Here is a 21,024-nt window from a genome sequence, read left to right as displayed (position 1 = left end):
CGTTCCGGGGCGCGAGCTTTGAACTTTCCGTAGCCTGCTGGAAACTTTTTCTTGTCAGCGACGAAAGATGCCTCTTAGTATCCGAATGTTCCGGGGTCATCCTTCATACCCGAGTTGACGGGAGAGTTACAGTGCCCATCGGTGTCTGGCTGGTCGGCGCCCGGGGGTCCGTCGCGACCACGGCGGTAGTCGGGGCGGCGGCGGTCCGTGCGGGAGCGGCTGCGCCCACCGGGTGCGTCATCGAGGCCGCCGGCTTCCCCGGGGGCTTCGCTCCTCTGGGCGACCTGGTGTTCGGCGGTCACGACGTGGTCGGGACCCCACTGCGCAAGAGGGCCGAGATGCTCGCCCAGGCGGGAGTGTTCCCTCCCGTCCTGACGACCCTGCTCGCCGCGGACCTCGACGCCGTGGAGGCCGAGAGCAGGCATGGCTACGTGCCCGGCGAGGAGAGCCAGGCCGATGCCGCGCGGCGGCTGGCCGCCGACATCACGGACTTCCGGGAGCGGCACGGCCTGTCCCACGTCGTCGTGGTGGACGTGTCGTCGACCGAGCCTCCCGCCGAGGTGTCGCACGCGCGGCTCTCCGACCTGGAGGAGGCGCTCGCGTCGGGGCAGGACCCGCTGCCCGCCAGCTCCCTGTACGCCTACGCGGCCTTCACCGCCGGGTGCGGTTACGTCGCGTTCACCCCGTCCGCCGGCCCGACGCCTCCCGCCCTCGACGAACTGGCGCGGCGCAACGGCGTGCCGTACGCGGGACGCGACGGTAAGACCGGGGAGACGCTGGTCAAGAGCGCGCTCGCGCCGATGTTCGCCGGCCGCGCGCTGCGCGTGCGCTCGTGGTCGGGGCTCAACCTGCTCGGTGGCGGCGACGGCGCCACGCTGGCCGATCCCGCGGCCCGGGAGAGCAAGTCGGCGAGCAAGGCGCGGGCCGTCCCCGCGATCGTGGGCGAGGAGGTCGAGGGCCTGACGCACATCGACTACGTCGCCGACCTCGGCGAGTGGAAGACCGCCTGGGACCACATCACGTTCGAGGGGTTCCTCGGCGTCCGCATGACCATGCAGTTCACCTGGCAGGGCTGCGACTCGACGCTGGCCGCCCCGCTCGTCCTCGACCTCGCCCGCCTCGTCGCGCGGGCCCACGAGGCCGGGCACAGCGGCGTGCTCCCCGAGCTCGGCTACTTCTTCAAGGACCCGCTGGGCGGCGCGGGACACGACCTGCCCACCCAGTACGCCCGGCTGGTCGACTTCGCACAATCGATCACGGGTGAACGGCTGTGAAGGCCTGGCTGGAGCTGGTCCGCGCGCCCGCCGCGCTGTCCGTCCCCGGTGACACGCTCGCGGGCGCGGCGGTGGCCGGACGGTCGGCACGGCCCGGCCTCGCCGCCGCGTCGGTGCTGCTCTACTGGGCCGGCATGGCGCTCAACGACTGGTCGGACCGGAAGCTCGACGCGAAGGAGCGCCCGGAACGGCCCATCCCCTCCGGCAGGATCAGCCCGGAAGGGGCGCTCGGCCTCGCCGTCGCCCTGACCGGCGCCGGGGTGGCCACCGCCGCGGTCGCCGGCGGACGGCGCGGGCTCGCGCTCGCGGGCCTGCTCGCCGGCGCCGCGTGGGCCTACGACCTGCGTCTCAAGCACACCGTGGCGGGCCCGGCCGCGATGGCGGCCTGCCGCGCGCTCGACGTGCTGCTCGGGGCGGGACCGCGGACCCGGGCGGCGGCCCCGATGGCGCTGGCCGTCGGCGCCCACACCTACGGCATCACCCTGCTCGGCCGGGCCGAGGTGGACGGCGCGACCCCCGCGACCGTCGTCCAGGCGCTGACCGCGACCGGCGCGTCCGCGGCGCTGGCGGCGGTCGCCTGCCGCCACGGTGAGACGGCGGGACGGCTGGGCGCCGCCGTGATGATCGCCGGCTACCTCGCCACCGCCGGCCGGGCCCAGCTGGCGCTGCGCGCCGACCCCGACCCCGAGCAGGTGCGGCAGGCGGTGCGGATGAGCATCCTCGGCCTGATCCCGCTGCAGGCGGCCGCGGTGGCCGGGCGGGGCAGGTTCGCCCAGGCGGCGGCGCTGCTGGCCGCGCTGCCGGCCGGCCGCTGGCTGTCGGCGAAGGTGGCCACGTCGTGAGCGTGCCTATGAACTGGGCTTACTGCACCAACGGCTTCCGCGACCATCCGCTCGACCAGACGCTGGAGGTGCTCGCCGACCTCGGCTACACCGGCGCGGCGGTCACGCTCGACCACGGGCACCTCATGCCCGGCGCCTCCGCAGCGGAGGTCGGGCGGATCGCGGCGCTGGCGCGGCGGCTCGGCCTGTCCCTCGCCGTCGAGACGGGCGGCAGGTACGCGCTCGACCCCCGGCGCAAGCACTACCCGACGCTGCTGCACGATGACGCGGAGGCGCGCGTGCGCTTCCTGTGCGAGGCGATGCGGATCGCGGCCGACCTCGGCGCGCCCGTGGTGCACCTCTGGAGCGGCATCCGGCCGCCGCAGGTGCCCGAGGCCGAGGCGTGGGACCGGCTCGTCCGGCAGTGCGAGCGCCTGCTCGGCGAGGCCGACAAGGTGGGCGTCACGCTCGGATTCGAGCCCGAGCCGGGGATGCTCGTGGCGGACCTGGCCGGATACGAACGGCTGCGCGGCCTGCTCGGCGGCCATGCGAGATTCGGCCTCACCCTCGACATCGGGCACTGCCGCTGCCTGGAGCCGTACGACGTGCCCGAATGCGTCGAACGGGCGCTGCCGCACCTCGTGCACGTGCAGATCGAGGACATGCGGCGAGGCGTCCACGAGCATCTCGAGTTCGGCGAGGGCGAGATCGACTTCCCGCCCGCGCTCGCCGCGCTCGACGGCTTCGGCGGGCTGGTCGCCGTCGAGCTGGCCAGGCACAGCCACGCGGCGCCCGACGTGGCGCGAAGGTCGATCGAATTCCTGAGGAGGGCACATGACCTGGCTGGCGCAGGCCGTAGCCGACGTTGAGCGCGACCCGGAGACCGTCTACGCGCTGTTCCCGCGGGCCGCGCGGGAGGGCGGCCCAGACGCCCGTGCCGAGCTGTTGAGAGCGCTCACAAAGACCCTGCCGGACCCGGTGGCGGCCATCACGAAGCTCTACTGGCAGGGCGACGCGGGGGAGCGGCTGGAGATCCTGGAGGCGCTCGCGCGGCTCGACCTCGGTCCGGCCGCTCTCCCGCTCATCCACGACGCCCTGCGCACCAACGACACCCGGCTGGTCGCCGCCGCGCTCGGCCCGTACGGCTCGGCCTGGCTGGACGACCACGCCTTCCGTCAGGGCGTGCTCAAGTGCGTCTTCATGTCCGTTCCGCTCGCGTCGGTCGAGGGCCTCGACCGGCGCTTCGACGACGAACTGCGGCGCATGCTCGCCGACTTCGCCGCCGAGCGCCGTGCGGCCGGACGGCCCGTTCCCCCCGACGTTTTCGAGAGGCTCTGATTCCCGATGAGGATCTTCGACCCCCACATCCACATGACGTCCCGCACGACGGACGACTACGAGCGCATGTACGCCGCCGGGGTCCGTGCCGTCGTGGAGCCCGCCTTCTGGCTCGGCCAGCCGCGCACGAACGTCGGCAGCTTCCTCGACTACTTCGACGCGCTGCTGGGGTGGGAGCCCTACCGCGCCGCGCAGTACGGCATCCGCCACCACTGCACGCTCGCCCTCAACCCGAAGGAGGCCAACGACCCGCGGTGCGTCGCCGTGCTGGACGAGCTGCCCCGCTACCTGCTGAAGGACTCCGTCGTGGCGGTCGGCGAGGTGGGCTACGACTCGGTGACGCCGGAGGAGGACCGCGTCTTCGAGGCCCAGCTCGCGCTGGCCGAGGAGCACGGCCTGCCGGTGCTCGTGCACACGCCGCACCGCGACAAGGCGGCCGGGACCCGCCGCACGCTGGACGTGGTCAAGAGCATGGAACCGGGCAAGGTCCTCGTCGACCACCTCAACGAGCTGACCGTCGCCATGGTCCTGGAGGCCGGCTGCTGGGCGGGCTTCTCGATCTACCCGGACACCAAGATGGACCCGGACCGGATGGTGGCGATCCTCAAGGAGTACGGCACCGAGCGGATGATCGTGAACTCCGCCGCGGACTGGGGGCGCAGCGACGTGCTGAAGACCCGCCAGGTCGGCGACGCCATGCTGGCCGCCGGGTTCACCGACGAGGACGTCGACCGGGTGCTGTGGCAGAACCCGGTGGAGTTCTACGGCCAGAGCGGGCGCCTGCACCTGGACGACGTCGAGTCCGGCGGCGACTACGAGGGCAACACGATCCTGCGCGGGACGCGCTGACAATGCGCCTGCTGCATCCCTCCGGCTCCGTCGTCCACCTGGCCTACTGCACCAACGTCCACCCCGCCGAGGACCTCGACGGGATTCACGGGCAGCTCTCCGGGGTCGCCGCCCGGGTGCGGGCGCTGACCGGCGTCCCGGTGCTCGGCCTCGGGCTGTGGCTGTCGTCCCGCGCGGCGCGGGCGCTGCGGGCCGACCCCGGCGAGCTGGCGCGGCTGCGCGCCCGGCTGGACGAGCTGGGGCTGGAGGTCGTCACCCTCAACGGCTTCCCCTATCAGGGCTTCCACGACCAGGTCGTGAAGCTCCGGGTGTACCGGCCCGACTGGGCCGAGCCGGAGCGGCTCGCCTACACCCTCGACCTGGCCGAGATCCTCGCCGTGCTGCTGCCGGACGACGTGACCGAGGGCTCGATCTCGACGCTGCCCCTCGCCTGGCGCACGGAGTGGACGCCGGACAAGGCCGCGGCGGTCGACGCCAACCTGGGCGCGCTCACCCGGGGCCTGCGGGCGCTGGCGGAGCGCACCGGCAAGACGATCCGCGTCGGCTTCGAGCCGGAACCGGGCTGCATCGTGGAGACCACCCCGCAGGCCGTCGCGCTGCTGGGCGGCGCCGACCCCGAGTACCTCGGTGTCTGCCTGGACGCCTGCCACCTCGCCGTCGGTCTCGAGGAGCCCGCCGACGCCGCCGCCCTGGGACTGCCGATCGTGAAGCTCCAGGTGTCGGCCGCGGTCGAGGCGCCCCCGGGCGGCCAGTCCGCCCTGGCGGCGTACGAGGAGGAGCGGTACCTCCACCAGACCCGCTGCACGGCCGGGTACGCCGACGACCTGCCCGAGGCGCTGGCCGGGGGGCTCCCGGTGGACCTGCCGTGGCGCACGCACTTCCACATGCCCCTGCACGCCGCGGCTCCGCCGCCGCTCACCACGACGGCTCCGTACCTGGAGGACCTGCTGGGCCGGCTCATGACCCCGGACGGGGGCCTCACCGCCCCCCTCACCCGGCACCTCGAGGTCGAGACCTACACCTGGAGCGTGCTGCCCGGCCCGGTCGACGTCGCCGAGGGCGTCGCGGCCGAGCTGGACTGGACCCGGCGGCGGCTCGCCGCCCTCGGACTTAAGGAGATCTGATGGCGCCCGTCGTCGTCGTGAACGTCGTCGGCCTGACCCCGCGCCTGCTGGCGCACATGCCGAACGTGGCGAAAGTGGGGGCCGCCGCGTCCCTGAAGCCCGTGCTGCCCGCCGTGACCTGTTCCGTGCAGGCCACCCTGCTGACCGGCTCGATGCCGCGCGACCACGGCATCGTCGGCAACGGCTGGTACTTCAGGGACCTCGGTGAGGTCTTCCTGTGGCGGCAGCACAACCGGCTGATCCAGGGCGAGCAGCTGTGGGACGCGGTGCCCGGGATCCGCACGGCCAACGTGTGCTGGTGGTACGCCATGGGCGGCTCCAGCGACTTCATCGTCACCCCGCGCCCGATCTACTACGCCGACGGGCGCAAGGAGCCCGACTGCTACACCAGGCCGCCGTCGCTGCACGACGACCTGGTGGCCGGGCTGGGCGAGTTCCCGCTGTTCACCTACTGGGGGCCGACGGCGAGCATCACCTCGTCCAAGTGGATCATCGCGGCCGCCCGCCGGATCCTCGCGAAGGAGCGGCCCGACCTGCTCATGGTCTACATCCCGCACCTCGACTACGACCTGCAGCGCTTCGGCCCCGACGCGCCGCAGGCGATCGCGGCGGCCCGGGAGGTCGACGCCGCGCTCGCGCCGCTGCTGCGGGAGGACGCCACCGTCGTCGTGCTGTCGGAGTACGGCATCACCAACGCCTCCCGCCCGGTCGACGTCAACCGCGCGCTGCGCCGGGCCGGGCTGCTGGAGGTCTACACCCAGGACGGCATGGAGTATCTCGACCCCTGGGCCTCGCGGGCCTTCGCGGTCGCCGACCACCAGGTCGCCCACGTCTACGTGAACGACACCGCCGACCTGCCCCGCGTACGGGACATCGTGGCTGAGCTGCAGGGCGTGGACGAGGTCCTGGACCAGGAGGGCAAGGCGAGGTACGGCCTCGACCACGAGCGGGCCGGTGATCTGGTCGCCGTGGCGGACCCGGACGCCTGGTTCACGTACTACTACTGGCTGTCCGACGACCGGGCGCCCGACTTCGCGAAGCTCGTGGAGATCCACCGCAAGCCCGGTTACGACCCGGCGGAGCTGTTCATGGATCCGAACGACCCGCTGGTGAAGCTGCGCGCGGGCACGGCGCTGGCCCGCAAGAAGATGGGCATGCGCTACAAGATGTCGGTGGTGCCGCTCGACCCGGCCCCGGTGCGCGGCAGCCACGGCCGCCTGCCCGACGCGGCGGCGGACGGACCGGTGCTGCTGGGCCCCTTCGACAAGGACGCGTACGCCGCGACCGAGGTGAAGGGCCTGCTCACGCAGCTGCTCAAGGGCTGACAGGATTACGTGGACCGGCCGCCGTCCCGGCAGGGGACGGCGGCCGTTCGGCGTCCGGAGGGAGCGCGGCACGCGGTGCCGCGCGGCTCACTCGGCGGAGAAGACGTGGTCGCTGATCAGGCGGGTGGCGCCGACGATCCCGGCCGTGTCGCCCAGCTCGGACAAGACGATGGGCAGGTTGCCGGTGGCCAGCGGCAGCGAGCGCTGGTAGACGACGCTGCGGATCTCCGCGAGCAGCGCGTGGCCCAGACCGGCGACCCCGCCTCCGATGATCACCAGGCCGGGGTTGAAGAAACTCACGAGGGACGCGAGCACGAGGCCCACGTGCCGGCCGCCCTCGCGGATCATCCGTACGGCGGCGGCGTCGCCCGAGGCCGCGGCCGCGGCGACGTCCTCGGCCGTCAGCGTGCCCTCGTGCGTGAGCCGCTCCGCGAGGAAGGGGGACTCGCCCGACTCCGCCGCGGCCAGGGCGTCGCGGGCCAGCGCCGCGCCGCCGAAGTAGGCCTCGAGACAGCCGGTGTTGCCGCACGTGCACAGGGGGCCGCCTTCCGACACCCGGATGTGGCCGATGTCGCCGGCGCTGCCCGTCACCCCGCGGTAGATCTCGCCGTCGACCACGATGCCGCAGCCGATGCCGGTGCCGATCTTCACGAGCAGGAAGTCGCCGACGGCCCTGGCGAGCCCGGCGTGCAGCTCGCCGAGCGCCATGATGTTCACGTCGTTGTCCACGAGCACCGGGCAGCCGAACTCCCGGCTCAGCGTCTCCCGCACCGGGAAGCGGTCCCAGCCCGGCATGATCGGCGGCGAGACCGGCGTCCTGTCGAGGAAGCTCACCGGACCGGGCACCCCGATGCCGACACCGTGGATCTCGCTCGTCTCGCCGGTCCGCAGCTTGCCGACGAGATCGAGGGCCTGCTCCAGCACCGCCTCGGGGCCGTCCCGCACGTCCGCCGGCTTCGACAGGTGGCCGAGCACCTCCAGTTCGCCGTTCGTCACCCCCACGTCGATGGACGTGGCGCCGATGTCGATGCCGACGAAACGCAGGTGCGAGGCGATCCGCACGATGCCCGACCGCCGGCCGCCACGCGAGGCCGCGAGGCCGCCGGTTTCGAGGAGGTTCAGCTTGTTGAGCCGGTCGAGCTCGAGTGCGAGCTTCGACGGTGACAGACGGGCCACCTCGCCGAGTTCGGCGCGCGAGCGCGCGCCGTCCTGACGCAGGAGGCGCAGGAGCCGCGCCTGGTGCGGGTTCTCGGGGCGAGCCGTCATTCGCTTCACGCCGCTCTTCGGGTCGGGGAATCGGGGTGCGTGCCAGAAGTGACTCTACTTCTGCTCCGACGACATCAACTTTATTACAGCAAACCCTTACTTTTTGCCCTACAGGTGAAAAGTTTCTGAGAATCTTGCCTTCCCGACCGCTTTGTCAGGGACTGTTCCAGTGGGTGACTATCTGTGCTCTTTCTGTGGCGGCGAAGTTCCCGCCTCGCGGCGGACACGCCCCGCGCCGGTGCGGGAGCCGCGCGCACGGGCCGATAGTTTTTCCCCATGGACGGGATTGCGGGTCGTCATGTGGTCGTCGTCGGCGGGGGCATCGCGGGTCTGGCCGCGGCGCTGCACCTGAACCGGGCCGACGCCGGCCTGCGGATCACAGTGCTGGAGGCGGCGCCGAGGGTCGGCGGCAAGCTCTACGCATCGCAGGTGGCGGGGGTGGAGGTCGACGCGGGCGCCGAGTCGATGCTGGCGCGGCGGCCCGAGGGCAAGGAACTGGCCCGGCTGGCCGGCCTCGGCGACGACCTGGTGGACCCGGGCACGACGCGGGCCGCCGTCCTGTCGCGCGGATCGCTGCGCCCGCTGCCCCGGCAGCAGGTGATGGGCGTCCCCTCGGACGTGGTCGCCCTCGCGCGCTCGGGCGTCCTGTCGCCGGCCGGGCTCGCCCGGGTGCCCCTCGACCAGTTCCTGCCGCCCACGCTCGTGACCGGCGACGTCTCCGTGGCGGCCTACATCCGGGCCCGGATGGGCGGCGAGGTCGTCGACCGGCTGGTCGAGCCGCTGCTCGGCGGCGTGTACGCGGGCCGGGCCGAGATGCTGTCGCTGGACGCGACCATGCCGCGGATCGCCGCCGCCGCCCGCACCGAGCGGTCGCTGCTGCAGGCGGCCAGGAGCATCGCCGCCGAGGCGCCCGCGGACGCCGGGCCGGTGTTCACCACGCTCAGGAGCGGCCTGGGGTCGCTGCCCGCCGCCGTGGCGAAGGAGTCGGGCGCGCAGATCCGCACCGGCGTCACCGTACGCGACCTGATCCGGACGCCGGACGGCTGGCGGCTGGTCACCGGTCCCACCCGGGACGAGGAGGTGATCGACGCCGACGCGGTCGTCCTGGCGGTCCCCGCGCGGCCCGCCTCCCGCCTGCTCCGGCGCGAGGTGCCGAAGGCGGCGGCCGAACTGGCCGGGATCGAGTACGCCAGCATGGCGATCATCACCCTCGCCTATCCCCGTACGGCCTTCCCCGAGCCGCCGGAGGGCAGCGGCTACCTCGTGCCGCCGGTCGAGGGCAGGCCGGTCAAGGCCGCGACGTTCAGCAGCGTCAAATGGCCGCACCTGGCCGAGGCCGACCGCAACGTCGTGATCGTGCGGTGCTCGGTCGGCCGCCTGGGCGAGGAGCTCGTGCTCCAGCGCGAGGACGCCGAGCTGACCGCCCTGGCGATGAACGAGATGGCCGAGATCATGGGCGTGCGGGGCCTGCCGCTGGACACCCGGGTCACCCGCTGGGGCGGCGGGCTCCCGCAGTACGACGTGGGCCACCTCGACCGGATCGCCCGTGTGCGCGCCGCGATCGCCGGGCAGCCCGGCCTCGCCGTCTGCGGCGCGGCGTACGAGGGCCTCGGGATCCCGGCCTGCGTCGCGACCGCCCGCACCGCCGCCAAGCTCGTCGTGGAGCACCTGCGGGGCGGCCGGGCGGCGGCGGCCTCCGACGCCTGACCGGACGCGCGGCCGCCGCGGCCGCCGGGTGCCTCCCCCGGGAAGGCACCCGGCGGCCGGACCACCGCGTCGTACCGGCAGAATGGAGGCATGACGGAGCCTGCCCCGCGGCCCAAGGCACGCGATCTCAACCTGGTCATTCGATACACCATGTGGTCGGTCTTCCGGCTGCGCGACCAGCTTCCCGCCGCCCGCGACGGCGTGGCCGACGAGGTCGAGGAACTGCTCGCGCAGGCGGCGGGCAAGGACGTGACGACCCGCGGCTGCTACGACGTGGCCGGGTTCCGCGCCGACGCCGACTTCATGTTCTGGTGGCACGCCCCCTCGCCCGAGGACCTGCAGGAGACCTACACCCGCTTCCGCCGCACCACGCTCGGCCGCGCGAGCGAGCCGGTCTGGTCGGCCATGGCCCTGCACCGCCCGGCCGAGTTCAACAAGTCCCACGTCCCGGCCTTCCTGGCCGAGGAGGAGCCCAGGGGCTTCGTCTGCGTCTACCCCTTCGTGCGGTCGCTGGAGTGGTACCTGCTGGAGGACTCCGAGCGCCGCACGATGCTCGCCGAGCACGGGAAGATGGCCCGCGACTACCCCGACGTGCGGGCCAACACGGTCGCGTGCTTCGCGCTCAACGACTACGAGTGGATGCTCGCCTTCGAAGCCGACGAGTTGCACCGCATCGTCGACCTGATGCGCCACCTGCGCGGGGCCGAGGCGAGGCGGCACACCAGGGTGGAGATCCCCTTCTACACGGGCACCCGCAAGCCGGTCAGCGAACTCGTCGCCGCGCTTCCCTGACGATCGCGAACGCCAGGACGGCCCAGGTCAGGGCCTCGACCAGGGGCCCCGCCGCGCCCAGGGCCATCGCCAGCGGCAGCGTCGCCGGGAGGACCACGGCGACCGCGCGGGGAACCAGCGCGCAGCGGAAGACCGCGACCGCGAGCGGGACCAGGCCGGCCAGCCACAGCACGATCCCCGGCGCGTACAGCGCGCCGAGCGGGTCCGGCGGGTTCGTGGCGAGGACGAAGGTGGCGGTCACCGGGACCGCCACGACCGCGTGGCCGAGGCCGTACAGCAGCGCACCGGCGTCGCCGGTCCGCCCCCAGCCCCGCGCCGGGCGGTGGACGCGGCGCAGGGCGAGGACGGCCCCGATCGCCGCGACCAGGTAGAGGGCGTACGCGCCCTCGGCGACGTAGTCGCCCGCCGAGGCGAACGGCACCGTCTGCGTGTGCAGGAGCTGCGTCACACCGAGCGTCAGCGACGCCGCTGCGGCGACGAGCGGCGCGGCGACGACCGAGGCGGCGGCGGGCCTCCCGCCCGCCGGGTCGTCCGTACGCGCGGCCCGAGGGTGCGCGGTGGCGGGGGTGTGGGGCGACGCGGTGGCGTCCATGACGTTCTCCTCCGGAGGGTGATGTCGTTGCCCGTCCAGATTCGGGCCGCGACGTTCCCGGCCGGAGGAGCCGATGGTCCCGCGGGCCCGGGAACGCCTCCCGACCCCGCGGGAACGGGCTCAGCCCGGCGCGAGTCCCGCCGCCCGCGCGGCGGCGACCGCCTCGGCGCGGTCGCGTACGCCGAGCTTGACCAGGACGCCGGACACGGCGTTGGCCACGGTCTTCGGGCTGACGCCCAGGCGCGCCGCGACCGCCTGGTTGCCCAGGCCCTGCGCGACGAGTTCGAGGATCTCGTACTCCCGCTCGGTGAGCGCGGGGAACGGCCGGGGGGACACCCGGGGCGGCGCGTGCAGCAGCTTGATCACGGCCTCGGCCGCGCCGGTCCCGAAGACGGCCTGCCCCCGGGCCGCCGCGCGCACGGCGGCGACCACGTCGTCCTGGGCGGCGTTCTTGAGCAGATAGCCCCTCGCCCCCGCGCGGACGGCCGCCAGCAGAGACAGGTCGTCGTCCGACATCGTGAGCATGATCACGCTGGGCGGACGGGGCCCGGCGGACAGGCGCCGGGTCGCCTCGATGCCGTCCATGTCCGGCATCGCGATGTCCATCAGCACGACGTCGGGGGAGTGCTCGCGGACGGCCGCGAGCGCCCGGCGGCCGTCCTCGGCCACCGCGACGACCTCGATGCCCTCCACGGTCGACATCAGCGCCCCGAGGCCGTCGCGGACCACGGGGTGGTCGTCGACGACGAGCAGCCTGATCACAGGGGAATCCACGCGGTCACCACCGTTCCGCCGCCCGGGGCGGCGTCGATCGTCAGCTTTCCGTCCAGCTCCTCCACCCGCTCCCGCATCGAGGTCAGGCCGACTCCCGGAACGGCCTGCGGCCCGAGTCCCCGCCCGTCGTCGCGCACGCTGAGCTCGAACCCGCCCGCGACCCGGCCCAGCCGTACGGCGCAGCGGCGGGGCGCGCCGTGGCGCACCGCGTTCGTGAGCGCCTCGCGGGCCACCAGGTAGGCCGTGACCTCCGCGGCGGCCGGCAGGCCGCCCACGTCCTCCGCGGTGATCTCGATCTCGACCCCGCCGTCGCCCAGCGTCGCCGCGGTGTGCTCCACGGCGCCGGTCAGGCCCAGCTGGGCCAGCTCGGGCGGCCTCAGCCCCCGCACCAGGCGGCGTACGCCCGCGCCCGCCTCGGCGACCTGGGTCCTGATCTGGGTCAGCAGGCCCCGCGCCCGATCCGGGTCGGCCTTGAGCGCGTTGCCCGCGGCGTCGACGGTGAAGCCGATGCCCGCGAGGAAGGCGCCAAGCCCGTCGTGCAGGTCCCTGCTGATCCGTCGCCGCTCCTCCTCCCTGGCCGTGACCAGCAGCATGCGCGAACGCTGCAGCGCCGCGGCGCGGTGGGCGGCGGCGAGCGCGGCCCCGGCGTGCGACGCGAGCGGGGCGAGCACCCGTGCGTCGCCTCCCGACGCGCCCAGGGCGCCGAGGACCTCGTCCTGGAAGCGCAGCGGCACCGACACGCCGAGCGGGGCGGGTGTGCCCCGCTCGACGACCTTCAACGGCTCGCCCGGCGCGCCCAGCTCGGCCCGTACGTACGGGGCCCGGGTCGCCTCGGCCACGGCGTCGGCGACGGCGGCGAGGATCTCCCCGGGCTCCGAGGTCGCGGCCAGCCGGGCGCCCAGCCGGGCGTGGACGGCCTCGGGGTCGGGCCCGCCGCCGTACAGGATGCGGCCGGAGGCCCGGCGCAGCCAGCGGTGCAGCGGCTCGACCGCGACCGCCACGGCCGCCGCGGCGGCGACGTGCGCCCCGGTGAGCCCGTCGACCGTGAAGTACAGCAGGGCCAGCGCCCCCGCCAGCAGCCCCAGGGTCAGCGCGCGGCGCAGCCACGGGCCGGTCCCGTACAGGTCGTGGCGGAGCATCGCCACGCCGACGCAGGCCGGCAGGGCCAGGATGAACGGCACGCCGGCGGCGGGCAGCCGGACGACGGCCGGCAGGAAGACCCCCGCCACGAACGCGGCGGCGCCGAGGCAGATCCACAGCAGCTGGGTGCGCTGCTCGCCCTGCGCCCGCGCCGTACGGACGACGAGCGCGGCCGCGCAGGCGAGCGAGGTCGCGGCCAGGATCACGATGACCGCCGGCAGCGCGTCGCGCACCGGCGCCAGGGCCTCGACGGAGAACGGCCGGTCCACGCCTTCCGGCACCAGTGCGGCCGCGACCGTGAACGCCGCGGTGGCGGCCACTCCCGTCGCCGCCACCGGCACCCAGGCCCGGCCGGGCAGGCGGCCGTCCGGCACGAGCAGCAGCAGGACGCCGCTCACGGTCAGCAGGGCGGGGGCCCAGACCCAGGCGCCCACCCAGGCGGCCCACGGGGCGCCGGGGAGATCCGGCCGCGAGGCGTAGGAGTCCGCGAAGTAGGCCGCCGCGCCGAGCACGGTCACCAGGCAGCACGGCCCCACCGCCCCGCCCTCGCGGCGGGACAGGAGGTAGGCGCCGAGGGGGGTGAAACCGAGCGCGAGCGCCGCGTCCATCGGGTCGGCGCCGCCAAGCGCCCCGCCCGCCGCGACCAGGACGCAGGCCAGCCCGAACACGAGCCAGGACATGACGGCCGGCACGCACCCTCCCTCCGAACGGCGGGCACCACTGACCCGTTCAGAAAGGACATTCTGGCGGACCGTGCGCGAAACGTCGGAAACGGTCTTGGCCGCCGGAAGTCTTTGCCATACTGTGACGAAGGATCGACGTCTATGTGAGGCAGAGTGACAAGCGGGCTGGCACGTTCCAGGGGGCGCCGCCGCAAGAGGCGGGCCCGTTCGCACGTCGTCGAGGTGTCGCTGGGGGTGGCCGCCTTCGCGGTCGGAGCCGCCGCGATCGCCTGGCCGTTGTCCCGCTCCGACGCGGCTCCCCCCGAGCGCGCGGTCGCCGCGCCCGTGCCGCAGGCCTCCCCGGCGGGGGAGCTGACCGTCGCCAGCGTCGACACCGGCGAGAAGGCCGACGCCAAGCGGGAGAAAAAGGACAAAAAGGCCGCCGAGCACAAGGCGTCGGGACCGTCGAAGTACACCGACACGAAGGCGGAGGCCTACTTCCGCAGCAGGTGGAACGACAAGACGGCCAAGCGGGTCAAGGACATCCGCACCACCGGCCGCTACCTGCGCATCTACACGAACCTGCCGGAGAACGCCGACAACTCCAAGACCGCGATCACGCTGTGCAAGCGCGGCCTGGAGTACCTGGCCGAGCGGGGGGAGGCCAACCCCGTCGTGTTCGTCCAGTCCCGGTTCGGCGAGAACGGCAATCCCGTCCTCGCCAACGTCCTCGGGCCGGACGACGACGACTGCCGGGTCACCTACCCCAAGCCCAAGTGACCCTCAGCCGGCCGGCCGCAGATTCAGGCACACGGAGTTGATGCAGTACCGGTCGTCCGTCGGCGTGGCATAGCCCTCGCCGTGGAACACGTGCCCGAGGTGCGAGTCGCAGCGGGCGCAGCGGACCTCCACCCGGCGCATGCCGAGCGAGTCGTCCTCGTGCAGCGTGACGGCGTCCGACTCGGACGGCTCGTAGAACGACGGCCAGCCGCAGTGCGACTCGAACTTGGTCTCCGACCGGAACAACTCCGCCCCGCACGCGCGGCAGGAGTAGACGCCGACGGTCTTGGTGTCGACGTACTCGCCGCTGAACGGACGCTCCGTCCCCGCCTGCCGGAGGACCCGGTACTCCTCGGGGGAAAGCCGCGCGCGCCACTCGGCGTCGCTCTTGACGATCTTCTCCATAGCTCACCACCCTGCCTTCTGTGGCCCCTCGCGGGGATTACGAACTGAGGAACCCCGCGGCGGCCGGGGATCTTCCCGGCAGATGTTCACGGTGCGAGGCATCCTTTCCCCGGTCTTCCGGCGTCTTCACTGACGAGGGGCTGATCGCCGCACCCGCGCGGAGGCGGTCGCCCGCACCGCCGTCAGGGCGGCGAAGCACCCGACCCGTGCTGGACGCCGCCGGACGGTGAGAGGAGGCCGCCCACGGGCGGCCGTCGTGGTCCGTCCCGTCGCGTACGGCGCAGCCGAACGCGAGCGCGCCGTACGCGACCACGCGCCTGCGCCGGTAGGGCGCGGCCGTGGGAGCGCCCGGTCCGGCCGCCGTCGGCAGCCCGGGACGGACCCCCTCCTCCCTATAGGGTCGATCCATGGCTTCGCCGTACATCGAGATAGAGGTGGGTGGCCGCACGGTCAAGGTCACCAACCCGGACAAGGTCTACTTCCCGGAGATCGGCGCCACCAAGCGTGACCTGGTGGAGTACTACGTGAGCGTGGGGGACGGCGTGCTGCGCGCCCTGCGGGAGCGGCCGACCTACCTCAAGCGGCACCCCGACGGCGTCGGCACCGACGCGATCTACCAGAAGCGGATGCCCCGGCATCCCGACTGGATCGAGACCGTCACGGTGCGCTTCCCGAGCGGGCGCACGGCCGACGCGTTCTGCCCGACGGAGGTGGCGGCCATCGCGTGGTGCGCCAACCTCGGCACGATCGACTTCCACCCCTGGCACGCGCGCCGCGCCGACCTCGACCACCCCGACGAGCTGCGTATCGACATCGATCCGCAGCCCGGCACCTCGTTCGAACAGGCCCGTGCGGTGGCCTTCACGGCCAAGGAGATCCTCGACGAGCTGGGCATGACGGGCTTCCCGAAGACCTCGGGCAGCCGGGGCATCCACGTGAACGTGCGCATCGAGCCCCGCTGGACCTTCACCGAGGTGCGGTACGCCGCGATCGCCTTCGCCCGCGAGGTCGAGCGGCGCTCGCCTCTCGCGACGAGCGCCTGGTGGAAGGAGGAGCGGGGGGAGAAGGTCTTCATCGACTACAACCAGAACGCCCGCGACCGGACGGTGGTGGCCGCCTACTCGGTCCGCGCGCGGCCCGACGCGCGGGTCTCCGCCCCCGTGACGTGGGAGGAGCTGGCCGACTGCGACCCGCGCGACTTCGACATCAGGACGATGCCGGAGCGGTTCGCCAAGCTCGGCGACGTGCAGCGGGCGATCGACGACCGGGCCTGCGACATCGGCACGCTGCTGGAGTGGTACGACGCCGACGAACGAGGCGACATGCCGTATCCGCCGAACTACCCGAAGATGCCCGGCGAGCCCAGGCGCGTGCAGCCGTCCAAGGCGAGACCGGCCGAAGGCGAGGACGCGGCCGGGTGACCCTCCGTCCCGTGTGCCGGCACGATCTGGCTTTTGTCCGCCTGTCTCCGCTCTTGATCGGCTCTTGCATTTCCGCCCGGTGTCCCTGGAGGCGGGTGCGGGGATTGTCCTGGTGAGCGCTCGCCGACGGGGGAGCGGGCGCTCGTCCCCGGGCAAGACCGCACACGGACGAACCTGGAACACCCAAGCGCCTCGCCCTCGCACCGCTGCCGGGGGCGGGGCCGCCTTGTACGAGACCGAGCGGGGGGAGACACCCGGATGTGCCTGAGCTGCGGCTGCGGCGAGCCTGACGACGACCACGGCAATCCCGACCACATCACCTGGACGGATCTGCGAAAGGCCTCCAGGGCCGCGGACATCAGTCCGGCGCAGGCCGCGGACAACATCAGGTCCGGGACGCAGTCCCTCGGCACGCCGCCTTCCTGACCGCCGGGCCCCGGCCGCGCGCCCGGCGAGGAGAGCGGGCCGTTCTCCCCTGGTTGAAACAGGTGGAAGCCGCCGCCAGACCGATATTTATGGAGAGTGACCAAGTGACAACACCGGTCAAGAGGATCACCATGTCCAAGCCGTTCTGCGCCCTCGCCGGCGTCGGCCCCTACGCCCTGGCCAAGGCCGGCGAGGTGTACGAGGACATGGCCGTCCGCGGCCGCAGGCTCGTCAGCAGGATGAGCCGGGAGGCCGCGCAGGAGTTCGAGGAGACCGCGCACGAGCTGGAGGACCTGTCCAGGTCCGCTCGCCAGGCACAGGAGAGGGAGAAGGAGACCGTCGGCCAGACGGCCGGCCGGACCCGCGCCACCACGACCACCAGGGGCTGACGCCCGTCCGACGGGGCCGTGAGGCACGCGCGTCCGGCCACGCCGCCGGTCACCGCGGGCACACCGGGGGCACCGGCCTGGCCGGAACGCGCGGCGGCCCCGCTCTCCCGGTTCCGGGCTTTCCGATCGCGGCGGCGACGACATCGTCGCCGCCGCGATGTTCCCGGTCCGGGGCTGTCCCCGTTCCGGAGCCGGTCCGGGGAGCGGCGCCACCGCACCGGCCTACGTCAGTGCGTGTCAGCGTCAGTGTGTGCCCGTGGTGTGTGCCCGTGGTGTGTGTCAGTGGTGGAAGCTCGTCGCGGCGTCCGGGCCGAACACGGGGGCGGGCTGCTTGTGCAGCCAGGGCAACAGGCTGCGAAGGTCGTCCGCCAGGCGGTCGGCCAGATCGAGCGAGAAGCCGTTGCGGCACACCACCCTCAGCACGTGCAGGTCGTCCCGGTTGGGCGGGAAGGGGTAGGCCGGCACCAGCCAGCCCCACTCCCGCAGTCGCCGTGACACGTCGTAGACGTTGAACCGGGTGACGTCCTCGCCGGTGGTGAAGGCGAACACCGGCAGTTGGTCGCCCCGCGTGAGGAGCCGGAAGCAGCCGAGGTCCTCGATCCGCTCGGCGAGATGGGTCGCCACCCGCCGGAGGGCGCCCTGCACCTCGCGGAACCCCTCGTAACCGAGCCGGAGGAAGTTGTAGTACTGCGCGACGACCTGCGATCCGGACCGGGAGAAGTTGAGCGTGAACGTCGCCACGTCTCCGCCGAGGTAGTCCACGTGCTCCACCAGGTCACCGGGGAGCGCGTCCCGGTCCCGCCACAGGATCCACCCGAGCCCCGGGTAGACCATCCCGTACTTGTGCCCCGAGACGTTGATGGAGGCGACCCGTGGCAGGCGGAAGTCCCACACCAGGTCCGGTTCGAGGAAGGGGGCGATCATCCCGCCCGACGCGGCGTCCACGTGCACGGGCACGGACCACCCGGTGCGTTCCTCGAGCGCGTCGAGCGCCGCGCAGATGCCGGCGATCGGCTCGTAGCTACCGTCCATCGTGGAGCCCAGGACGGTGACGACGCCGATGGTGTTCTCGTCGCAGTGCCCGGCGGCCTCCTCGGCGCCCAGGTGGAACCGGTCGCCCTCCATGGGGACCATGCGGGGCTCCACCTCCCAGTAGTTGCAGAACTTCTGCCAGCACACCTGGGTGTTGACGCCCATGACCAGGTTGGGCCGCGCCCCGGCGGAGTAGCGGCCGGTGTTGCGCCGCATCCAGCGGCGTTTGAGCGCCATCCCGCCGAGCATGCACGCCTCGCTGGACCCGACGGTGGAGGTCCCCACCGAGGCGTCGGGGTCGGGGGCGTTCCACAGGTGGCCGATCATCGGGATGCAGCGCTGCTCCAGCTCGGCGGTCGCGGGATACTCGTCCCTGTCGATGAGGTTCCTGTCGGCCGTGTCGCCCATGAGCGCGTGCGCCTCCGGCTCCATCCAGGTGCTGACGAACGTGGCGAGGTTCAGCCGCGGGTTCCCGTCGAGCATCAGCTCGTCGCGGATGAGCCGGGACACGGTGGCGGGTGCCGTGGGCCCCTCCGGCAGCCGGCGCCGGGGAGGGACCGCCGTGATCCCGGAGGCGGGGTCGGTCGCCCCGAACAACGGGTTGACCCATACCGGCCGCTGCCTGACCTGCCTGCCTTCCCGTGGAGTCACCGTCCGCTCCTCTCCGTCTCGAGTCATTCAGGGCGTAACTGGTCTGAATGGGTGCATATCGAAAAAACTCGGTTTGACGACCGTGTACGTCGACTCCGGAACCTCCAGCCACATGCCGGGCAGGTCACGCAGGGGCTCGGACACGACGAGCCGCGCGTCGTCGGAGAGATCCACCGACCCGAACACCTCCGGATGCAGGTGCCGGAGAGTCTGGGTGTTCGCGCTGTGGAAGAGCGACCGCGAACGACCGTCGCTGGAGTAGCGGAAGGACCACACGCACTCCCCGTTCGACGCGGCCAGCGACATCTGGAGCGGGTTGTCCACGTCGTGCCGGCGCGCCGTCCGCTCCACGAGACCGGCCATCCGCTCCACCGCCCCCGGCGGGTCCTCGCGCAGCCCCAGCGTGAGCGCCAGGAAGAACATGACCTCCGAGTCCGTGGACCCCTCGATCGCCGGGAACAGGTCCGGGGCGACGGCCAGGACGAGATCCCGTTTGAGACGGCCGAACTCGCGGATCGCGCCGTTGTGCATCCACAACCAGGGGCCGTACCTGAACGGATGGCAGTTCGTCTGCTGTATCGCCGTTCCGGAGGACGCGCGCACATGCGCCATGAACAGCGGCGACTGGACGTGGCGGGCGAGTTCGCGGAGGTTGCGGTCGCCCCACGCGGGCTTGGTGTCCTTGAACACCGCGGGCGGCACGCCGCCGTCGCTGTAGTAGCCGACCCCGAACCCGTCGCCGTTCACCGTCTCCTCGCCGTACCTCGCGTGGAGACTCTGGTCGATCAGTGAGTTCTCCGGCTCGTAGAGCAGTTTCTCCAGGGCGATCGGCGAGCCGGTGTAGGTCAGCCAGCGGCACATGTGTCCTGTCCCCCCGTCACAGCGGTCCCGCCGCCTCAGCCCCGTCACATCGGCCGGCGTTCCGTGCGGGCGGGGCCGCGGCGGTACGACCCGCTTCCGCTCGATCGGCTCCGGGCTCGTCGGACGCCCGACGATCGAGCCTCATCGCCACGGCCCCCTCTGCCTGCCGTTCCCATCCGCGCCGGTTGTACGCGCGGTGAGGCTCTCCGCTCGGGCGGAGGGGGAGGGGGCTCGGCGTCAGCGGGTGCGCGGCCACGCCCCGTCGTAGTGGTAGCCCAGCTTCTCGATGTCCAGGACGCCCGCTACCGTGTCGCCGTACCGCGGCAGCCGGCTCTCCTCGGTGACGTTCCCGTACGCCGACCGGATCGGGGCCCCGGGATGCCGGGAGCGCCACATGTGCCACAGCAGGTCGCCGAAGCAGGCGACGACCCAGTAGAGGGGGTCGTTCGGGGCGGCGGGCTGGGCCAAATCGCCGCCGATGCCCATCTGCACGGCTCCGATGTGGATTTCCAGCTGCATGTTGAACACCTGGAAACTCGGATTCTTCAGCATGTTCGCGATGACCTCGGGGGTGCCCCACGCGGGAATCGTCTCGCCGTCGGCGTAGGAACGCCGGAGCGGATGAGTCCGCGGGATCTTGGCGGTCCACCCCGCGAACGCGCCGTCGAGCACGGCGTGATCGCGCGCGGCGCTTCCGTTCCCCCCGAAATACTCCTTCGACAGCACCGCCGAGCGCGCCGGCGCCCGGCCGTCGAGGGGCCAGTCCCAGTACGGCACGGACACGGCCGGATCGACGCGCCGGAGCTCCCGCTCGAAGTGCAGGAGGTATCTGCGCTGCCAGGGCAGGAAGTAGCCGTTGGCATGGGTGGTCGCGAAGCCGTCCGCGTAGGTCCCGACCAGCGCGTCGTAGGTTCCCCGCGCCTTGAGCGCGCGCACCGCCCGGACGAACGCCGCCCACTGCGCGGTGGTCATGTCGCCGACCCGCCGGCGGGTGGTCATGTCACCGGCCCGTCGGCCTGTGGTCATGTCACCGGCTCGCCGGCGGGCCGGCGGCCGGGCCGGGTCCGCGTGCGCCGCCGTCCCGCCCGTCCCCAGCGCCATCGCCGCCGTGCCCCACAACGCCGATGCCAGCATCTCCCGCCTGCTCGGCCCCCGCATTTCCGCCCCCCGGATGTCGCCGCGTCCCGTGGCCTGGTCCGACCGGCGCAAAGACTAGAACGAGAAAGCCGCCGGGCCGTGAATTTCGGGCCGTGTCGGCCGCGGGACAAAGCGCCCGTGGCGGTGGCGGTGGCGGTGGCGGTGGCGGTGAGTCGGAGCGGGGCGCGGGTGGTCGCCGCGGCGACGAGCGTGGGCCGGGGCGTCGTGGGCGGTCTTGTCGGTGCGGTGTGCCACTGT

At 73.0% G+C, this 21,024-nt stretch carries 20 protein-coding genes; 12 read left to right on the top strand and 8 right to left on the bottom strand.

Annotated features, from left to right (window positions below; all coding sequences use genetic code 11):
• The first annotated feature begins 131 nt into the window (after nt 1–131).
• The 7 genes from HHX41_RS16390 to HHX41_RS16360 are packed head-to-tail and all read left to right on the top strand — an operon-like array spanning nt 132 to nt 6,731.
• On the top strand, nt 132–1,274 hold the full coding sequence (locus HHX41_RS16390) for an inositol-3-phosphate synthase (RefSeq protein ID WP_182906636.1): 1,143 nt from the start codon (nt 132–134) through the stop codon (nt 1,272–1,274).
• Nucleotides 1,271–2,116, top strand: coding sequence for an SCO3242 family prenyltransferase (locus HHX41_RS16385; protein WP_182906635.1), 846 nt, complete (start codon nt 1,271–1,273; stop codon nt 2,114–2,116). The genes HHX41_RS16390 and HHX41_RS16385 overlap by 4 nt, the downstream gene beginning before the upstream one ends.
• Nucleotides 2,113–2,964 carry a sugar phosphate isomerase/epimerase family protein gene (locus HHX41_RS16380; RefSeq protein WP_310742015.1) on the top strand — a complete coding sequence of 284 codons (852 nt, stop codon included), beginning with the start codon at nt 2,113–2,115 and terminating at the stop codon, nt 2,962–2,964. Before HHX41_RS16385 ends, HHX41_RS16380 begins: the two co-directional genes overlap by 4 nt.
• Complete coding sequence (locus HHX41_RS16375) at nt 2,930–3,433, top strand: EboA domain-containing protein (RefSeq protein ID WP_169980259.1); 504 nt, start codon at nt 2,930–2,932, stop codon at nt 3,431–3,433. The genes HHX41_RS16380 and HHX41_RS16375 overlap by 35 nt, the downstream gene beginning before the upstream one ends.
• Nucleotides 3,434–3,439: 6 nt before the next feature.
• The gene (locus tag HHX41_RS16370; protein WP_182906634.1) at nt 3,440–4,282 is read left to right on the top strand and encodes a TatD family hydrolase; all 843 of its coding nucleotides are present in this window, start codon (nt 3,440–3,442) and stop codon (nt 4,280–4,282) included.
• A 2-nt stretch (nt 4,283–4,284) separates the two neighbouring features.
• Nucleotides 4,285–5,406, top strand: a complete 1,122-nt coding sequence (eboE, locus tag HHX41_RS16365; protein ID WP_182906633.1) for a metabolite traffic protein EboE — start codon at nt 4,285–4,287, stop codon at nt 5,404–5,406.
• Entirely contained in the window at nt 5,406–6,731 is a 1,326-nt protein-coding gene (locus tag HHX41_RS16360; RefSeq protein ID WP_182906632.1) for an alkaline phosphatase family protein, read from the top strand. Before eboE ends, HHX41_RS16360 begins: the two co-directional genes overlap by 1 nt.
• A gap of 87 nt (nt 6,732–6,818) precedes the next feature.
• Here HHX41_RS16360 and HHX41_RS16355 read toward each other — a convergent pair whose 3' ends face one another.
• On the bottom strand, nt 6,819–7,997 hold the full coding sequence (locus tag HHX41_RS16355; protein WP_169980267.1) for an ROK family protein: 1,179 nt from the start codon (nt 7,995–7,997) through the stop codon (nt 6,819–6,821).
• Between the two features lie 276 nt (nt 7,998–8,273).
• On the opposite strand from HHX41_RS16355, the gene hemG reads away from it, so the two are divergent.
• Nucleotides 8,274–9,704 carry a protoporphyrinogen oxidase gene (hemG, locus tag HHX41_RS16350; RefSeq protein WP_182906631.1) on the top strand — a complete coding sequence of 477 codons (1,431 nt, stop codon included), beginning with the start codon at nt 8,274–8,276 and terminating at the stop codon, nt 9,702–9,704.
• A gap of 90 nt (nt 9,705–9,794) precedes the next feature.
• Complete coding sequence (gene hemQ / locus HHX41_RS16345) at nt 9,795–10,496, top strand: hydrogen peroxide-dependent heme synthase (protein ID WP_169980271.1); 702 nt, start codon at nt 9,795–9,797, stop codon at nt 10,494–10,496.
• Here hemQ and HHX41_RS16340 read toward each other — a convergent pair.
• From HHX41_RS16340 to HHX41_RS41805, 3 genes are all read right to left on the bottom strand, one after another.
• On the bottom strand, nt 10,468–11,088 hold the full coding sequence (locus HHX41_RS16340; RefSeq protein WP_182906630.1) for a hypothetical protein: 621 nt from the start codon (nt 11,086–11,088) through the stop codon (nt 10,468–10,470). The genes hemQ and HHX41_RS16340 overlap by 29 nt on opposite strands.
• Before the next feature lie 120 nt (nt 11,089–11,208).
• Nucleotides 11,209–11,862, bottom strand: coding sequence for a response regulator transcription factor (locus HHX41_RS16335; RefSeq protein WP_310742014.1), 654 nt, complete (start codon nt 11,860–11,862; stop codon nt 11,209–11,211).
• The gene (locus tag HHX41_RS41805) at nt 11,847–13,694 is read right to left on the bottom strand and encodes a sensor histidine kinase (protein WP_182906629.1); all 1,848 of its coding nucleotides are present in this window, start codon (nt 13,692–13,694) and stop codon (nt 11,847–11,849) included. Before HHX41_RS41805 ends, HHX41_RS16335 begins: the two co-directional genes overlap by 16 nt.
• A gap of 144 nt (nt 13,695–13,838) precedes the next feature.
• On the opposite strand from HHX41_RS41805, the gene HHX41_RS16325 reads away from it, so the two are divergent.
• Complete coding sequence (locus HHX41_RS16325; protein WP_169980277.1) at nt 13,839–14,444, top strand: hypothetical protein; 606 nt, start codon at nt 13,839–13,841, stop codon at nt 14,442–14,444.
• Nucleotides 14,445–14,447: 3 nt separating this feature from the next.
• Here the strand turns inward: HHX41_RS16325 and msrB are convergent, their stop codons facing one another.
• Nucleotides 14,448–14,849: a peptide-methionine (R)-S-oxide reductase MsrB gene (msrB, locus tag HHX41_RS16320; RefSeq protein WP_182906628.1), complete on the bottom strand. Its 402-nt coding sequence runs from the start codon at nt 14,847–14,849 to the stop codon at nt 14,448–14,450.
• 407 nt (nt 14,850–15,256) lie between these two features.
• Between msrB and ligD the strand changes: the two genes are divergently transcribed.
• Together ligD and HHX41_RS16310 are read left to right on the top strand one after the other, a co-directional pair.
• A complete protein-coding gene (ligD, locus tag HHX41_RS16315) occupies nt 15,257–16,270 on the top strand; it encodes a non-homologous end-joining DNA ligase (RefSeq protein ID WP_169980281.1) in 1,014 nt (337 codons plus the stop codon).
• A 530-nt stretch (nt 16,271–16,800) separates the two neighbouring features.
• Nucleotides 16,801–17,085 carry a hypothetical protein gene (locus tag HHX41_RS16310; RefSeq protein WP_182906627.1) on the top strand — a complete coding sequence of 95 codons (285 nt, stop codon included), beginning with the start codon at nt 16,801–16,803 and terminating at the stop codon, nt 17,083–17,085.
• A 279-nt stretch (nt 17,086–17,364) separates the two neighbouring features.
• Here the strand turns inward: HHX41_RS16310 and HHX41_RS16305 are convergent, their stop codons facing one another.
• The 3 genes from HHX41_RS16305 to HHX41_RS16295 form a co-directional block, all read right to left on the bottom strand.
• Nucleotides 17,365–18,768 carry a glutamate decarboxylase gene (locus tag HHX41_RS16305; RefSeq protein ID WP_220504115.1) on the bottom strand — a complete coding sequence of 468 codons (1,404 nt, stop codon included), beginning with the start codon at nt 18,766–18,768 and terminating at the stop codon, nt 17,365–17,367.
• A gap of 27 nt (nt 18,769–18,795) precedes the next feature.
• Nucleotides 18,796–19,629, bottom strand: coding sequence for a class II glutamine amidotransferase (locus HHX41_RS16300; protein WP_182906625.1), 834 nt, complete (start codon nt 19,627–19,629; stop codon nt 18,796–18,798).
• Between the two features lie 237 nt (nt 19,630–19,866).
• Complete coding sequence (locus HHX41_RS16295; protein ID WP_182906624.1) at nt 19,867–20,763, bottom strand: tyrosinase family protein; 897 nt, start codon at nt 20,761–20,763, stop codon at nt 19,867–19,869.
• Nucleotides 20,764–21,024 lie beyond the last annotated feature (261 nt).

This window comes from Microbispora sp. H13382, from assembly GCF_014161445.1.
Lineage (GTDB): Bacteria > Actinomycetota > Actinomycetes > Streptosporangiales > Streptosporangiaceae > Microbispora.
This window is presented reverse-complemented; position numbering and strand designations above follow the sequence as displayed.

What these genes read in the sequence shown, in the direction of transcription:
- HHX41_RS16375 (WP_169980259.1), top strand. Translation starts at nt 2,930, where the DNA reads ATGACCTGGCTGGCGCAGGCCGTAGCCGACGTTGAGCGCGACCCGGAG.
- HHX41_RS16370 (WP_182906634.1), top strand. Translation starts at nt 3,440, where the DNA reads ATGAGGATCTTCGACCCCCACATCCACATGACGTCCCGCACGACGGAC.
- eboE (WP_182906633.1), top strand. Translation starts at nt 4,285, where the DNA reads ATGCGCCTGCTGCATCCCTCCGGCTCCGTCGTCCACCTGGCCTACTGC.
- HHX41_RS16360 (WP_182906632.1), top strand. Translation starts at nt 5,406, where the DNA reads ATGGCGCCCGTCGTCGTCGTGAACGTCGTCGGCCTGACCCCGCGCCTG.
- HHX41_RS16355 (WP_169980267.1), bottom strand. Translation starts at nt 7,997, where the DNA reads ATGACGGCTCGCCCCGAGAACCCGCACCAGGCGCGGCTCCTGCGCCTC.
- hemG (WP_182906631.1), top strand. Translation starts at nt 8,274, where the DNA reads ATGGACGGGATTGCGGGTCGTCATGTGGTCGTCGTCGGCGGGGGCATC.
- hemQ (WP_169980271.1), top strand. Translation starts at nt 9,795, where the DNA reads ATGACGGAGCCTGCCCCGCGGCCCAAGGCACGCGATCTCAACCTGGTC.
- HHX41_RS16340 (WP_182906630.1), bottom strand. Translation starts at nt 11,088, where the DNA reads ATGGACGCCACCGCGTCGCCCCACACCCCCGCCACCGCGCACCCTCGG.
- msrB (WP_182906628.1), bottom strand. Translation starts at nt 14,849, where the DNA reads ATGGAGAAGATCGTCAAGAGCGACGCCGAGTGGCGCGCGCGGCTTTCC.
- ligD (WP_169980281.1), top strand. Translation starts at nt 15,257, where the DNA reads ATGGCTTCGCCGTACATCGAGATAGAGGTGGGTGGCCGCACGGTCAAG.
- HHX41_RS16300 (WP_182906625.1), bottom strand. Translation starts at nt 19,629, where the DNA reads ATGTGCCGCTGGCTGACCTACACCGGCTCGCCGATCGCCCTGGAGAAA.
- HHX41_RS16295 (WP_182906624.1), bottom strand. Translation starts at nt 20,763, where the DNA reads ATGCTGGCATCGGCGTTGTGGGGCACGGCGGCGATGGCGCTGGGGACG.